This window comes from Nevskiales bacterium, from assembly GCA_035574475.1.
GTDB lineage: Bacteria > Pseudomonadota > Gammaproteobacteria > Nevskiales > DATLYR01 > DATLYR01.
In genome coordinates, this window is sequence record DATLYR010000001.1 from 1 (window position 1) to 3,685 (window position 3,685).

At 63.4% G+C, this 3,685-nt stretch carries 5 protein-coding genes; 2 read left to right on the forward strand and 3 right to left on the reverse strand.

Going from position 1 to position 3,685, the window contains the following annotated elements; all coding sequences use genetic code 11:
• Both pglZ and VNJ47_00010 read left to right on the forward strand, forming a co-directional pair.
• Positions 1-1,656 (forward strand): BREX-3 system phosphatase PglZ (gene pglZ / locus VNJ47_00005; protein ID HXG27218.1); only part of this gene is annotated, 1,656 nt, incomplete at its 5' end.
• A gap of 5 nt (positions 1,657-1,661) precedes the next feature.
• Entirely contained in the window at positions 1,662-2,384 is a 723-nt protein-coding gene (locus VNJ47_00010; GenBank protein ID HXG27219.1) for a hypothetical protein, read from the forward strand.
• 86 nt (positions 2,385-2,470) lie between these two features.
• Here VNJ47_00010 and VNJ47_00015 read toward each other — a convergent pair whose 3' ends face one another.
• The 3 genes from VNJ47_00015 to VNJ47_00025 form a co-directional block, all read right to left on the reverse strand.
• On the reverse strand, positions 2,471-2,941 hold the full coding sequence (locus tag VNJ47_00015) for a lysozyme (GenBank protein ID HXG27220.1): 471 nt from the start codon (positions 2,939-2,941) through the stop codon (positions 2,471-2,473).
• Entirely contained in the window at positions 2,938-3,414 is a 477-nt protein-coding gene (locus VNJ47_00020; protein ID HXG27221.1) for a hypothetical protein, read from the reverse strand. Before VNJ47_00020 ends, VNJ47_00015 begins: the two co-directional genes overlap by 4 nt.
• Positions 3,411-3,685 (reverse strand): DUF6127 family protein (locus VNJ47_00025; protein ID HXG27222.1); only part of this gene is annotated, 275 nt, incomplete at its 5' end. The genes VNJ47_00020 and VNJ47_00025, both read right to left, overlap by 4 nt.

Sequence of the window (3,685 nt, forward strand, 5' to 3'; positions counted from 1 at the left end):
GCCGTGGTGAGGCAGCTGGGTACCGAGATGCTGCCCTTCCTATTTGAGGCGCAGGCACGGCACGCCCATCAAACACTGGGAGAAGCGGCGACCAAGGAGTTCGTGCTGACGCACATCTTCCGTATCAGCCCGCACCTCATCACACGGTCGGAGGACTTTTGGCGTGAGCTCCTTCGTCTCCATTACCGCGAGGCGGCCCTTCCGCCCGTACTTGCGCAGCACGTGGGGAAAGTGGTCGGCGAGCGCAACATTTTTAAAGGTATGCCTATCGCCGAGCTGTTTTCGCAAAGGGGCCTCACGCTGCGAGTGGTACAAGAAGCTTGGTATCGCTATCTCACCAAACTAGGAGTCACTGGAACTCGCACGGGTGAGCCCACGCCGCCCGATTACGTCGCGAAGCTCGACTTGCCTTTCGATCATCACGACGTCCGCGTGATCGTCGACTCGATGTTCCTGGATGGCACGCTACACCCGCTGGTAGTCCAGGGTGTGCCGGCCACTCTGCCGGAATGGGCCAAGGCGGGCGTGGTGCAGGACCCCGCGTCGATGCAGAACCTGGTGTTTGAAGGCGTCAAGAGCCTTAAGGCGGAAGTGCCGACCATCGAGTCACCGCACCGCGACTGGACCCATTTCTCGCGTCGCCTAGGCGAAGTCATCTCACGGTTTCACCGATTGGATGCAGCCCGAGCGGAAAGCATCAAGGACGCGATGCGAGACCTGGCTATCTCCGCCGACGATCGGTTGCGTGAATGGGTAGGCAAGCATTATGCGGACCTGCCGTCATTGCCCGCCGCCAAGGGACCGATCATGGTCCACCATGTGCCGAGGTATCTGGCGATGCGCCGGGGCAACGGCGAGAAGAAGATCGCGCTGGTGGTATTTGACGGGCTGGCCGTAGATCAGTGGATACTGATCCGGGAGACCGTGGTCAGTCGGTCGCAGCGGCTGATGTTCGACGAGAGTGCCTGCTTTGCGTGGCTGCCAACCCTGACTTCAGTGTCCCGGCAGGCGCTGTTCTCCGGCTTGCGCCCACGTGAGTTCGCCGACAGCATCGAATCAACCTCTCAGGAACCGGCGCAATGGACACGGTTCTGGCAGGACCATGGTCTTCGCGCAAATGAGGTGCTGTACCGCAGGTCGATCAAACGCACCGATGACCTCCCCGCGCTTGAAGCAGCCCTGACCCATCCGGCTGTGAAGGTGGCTGGCCTTGTCGTGGACACCGTCGACGAGATCATCCATGGGGCAGTGCTTGGAAAGCGTGGCATTGCAGCCCAGATCGCAAGCTGGTGCGAGTCGGGCTTCGTGGATCGTCTATTCTCGATGCTGCTGGACAACGGATTCCACGTCTACCTAACCGCAGACCACGGCAACGTCGAAGCGGTGGGCATTGGCCGCCCGAACGAAGGGGTCGCGTCTGAGCTGCGCGGGGAGCGTGTCAGGATTTATCGCAGCGAGGCTTTGATCGCGGAGACGGCGGCAGCCAATCCGAAGACCTTCCGTCTGGATGTCGCTGGACTTCCGGCGGGCTTCATGCCGCTATTCGCAGGAGGACGCGGAGCGTTCGTACCGAAGGATGACCAGGTCGTGGTTCATGGCGGTGTCTCCGTAGAGGAACTAATCGTGCCCTTCGTGAAAGTGAGCTACGCGAATTGAATCGAATGGCGTCGTCATCACCCCAGATTGGCTTTGATCGCTTTATAGCGATCGAATGGGCAGCTGCCGCGCTCAAGGTACGCGCCGAACTCGGCACGCTCGATGAGCTGAATGCCCTGCTGGATGCTGCTGGACTGGGTGTAGCAGCACGAAAGAAGACACGGACCGTGCTGAATCGTTTGTGGCTTGCGCCACGCCCGGAACTCGCCGACTTCGCCGAGCGTGGCGTCGCGATCTTAAAGGCCGACCCGAGCGTCCCTATCGCCGCCCTGACCTGGGGCATGGCCATTGCCACCTATCCGTTCTTCGGCAAGGTGGCGGAGCTGGTGGGGCGCCTCTCGGCGCTGCAGGGTGATTGTGCTTCGGCGGAAGTCCATCGCCGAATGAGCGAAGCCTATGGCGAGCGTGAAGGCACGTACCGGATGACCAACATGGTGCTTCAGTCGCAGGCAAGCTGGGGCGCGATCGAGCGCGTCGAGAAGGGCAAGCGCCTCGTGCGCATGAAGCCGATCGTGGTCAGCGACGAGCAGGCCGTAGCTTGGTTGGTCGAGGCCGCCCTGCGTTACGTCGGCAAAGCGGTGTCCGTCTCTGCCCTATCGTCTCAGGTCGTCCTCTATCCATTCGTGCTCGATCAGCCGCTGGGGTACCTCGTTTCGAAGAGCCCGAACCTGGCCGTCCATTCCCAAGGGTCAAGCAGCCAAGTGGTTTCCTTGAAAGCGAGTGAGTGAATGACTGCGCAGCGATGTAAGATCGCAGCATGGGAATCGGTCCATAACGGCCCCTGACAGGTTGACAAAGGATGCAGTTCCTACGGTCAACGCCGTTCTGTGATGAGGAGCAAAGCAACTTCAGCTTCGCGCCGGGTAACGAGACCAGGAAGCACCCTTCCTCCGCCGTATACCCACCTTCTCAGCTCCCGCGCAGAAGCATCCCAGTCCCGCTGATTGACCCGCCGCCGCAGCGTCGAGGTCTGCAGCCGCCCGGCGCCGAGGTTGAAGGTGAAGTCGACGATGGCGGCGAGCCGCCCTTCCGGCTCGGTCGCCAGCACAGGGCAGTAGCGCAGCGTGGCGGCGAGCGCCACCTTCAGATCCTGGGCGAGGTAGGCCTCGGCCTCTGCTTCGGTGATCGGCGGGTGCTTCGGATCGCAGAGGTGACCATAGCCGATCGTCGGATAGCCGGCCGGACAGATGTACGGATAGGCGCGGTTGGGATCGTGCTTGGGCACGCGGTGGAAGCCCTCAAAGCGCTTGGCCAACTCGATGGCCGCTTGCGGCACGGGGATCACGGCCGCACCCGGTCAAACACGCGACCAAGGAACCAGAAGTTCAGCACCCCGGCCCACAGGGCCTGGTCGGCCTCGGTCCAGGCGTGCAGGACCGCGGCGCCCCAGTCGCTGCCGCCGTTGATGGCAGCCACGAACGCCGCCGTCTTGGCCGCGCAATACAGCGCCATGAACCAGTAGGTGATCACCGGGCGCACGCTGACCGACAGCGCATCGGCCCATCGGACCCGGGACCGCTGACCTTGGGCAGCGATCGACTCCCGCAGGGCCTCGATGGCGCCGGTGTTCCACGCGGCATCGGCCCCGGCACCGATCTCGGCCATGCGCTGGGCGCCGCGCAGCTTCTCGAACTCAAGCGCCTTGTCCTGCATCGCCAGTTCGTGGCTGCGCTCGCCCTTGCGGTCCAGCCACTTCAGGACTTCGGGTGCCAAGCGGAAGGCCCCGCCGAGGAGGCCGCCAAGCAGGGTCTCGATCATTGGCCACCTCCCATCAGCTTCAGCTTGATGGCGGCTCCGACCAGCAGGGCGGCGAGGATGGCGGTCGTGACCACCTTGATGGTGGTCTGCCACGCGGTACGGCGCGCGTCACGCCAGGCTTCGAGCAGATCGCGCAGTTCGCGGATGTCCCTTGCTGCGTGGCCATTCTCGAGGCCGAGGTGCGCGAGCACCCGCTCGGCTCCGCGCTCGGCGGCGCGGTCGAGCAGGTCGTCGAAGTCCTCGCGGCGCAGGAGCAGCATGTTCTCGACGA

Bases quoted from the DNA above. Each gene is read 5' to 3' on its own strand.
- VNJ47_00020 (HXG27221.1), bottom strand. From the start codon at position 3,414: ATGATCGAGACCCTGCTTGGCGGCCTCCTCGGCGGGGCCTTCCGCTTG.
- VNJ47_00010 (HXG27219.1), top strand. From the start codon at position 1,662: ATGGCGTCGTCATCACCCCAGATTGGCTTTGATCGCTTTATAGCGATC.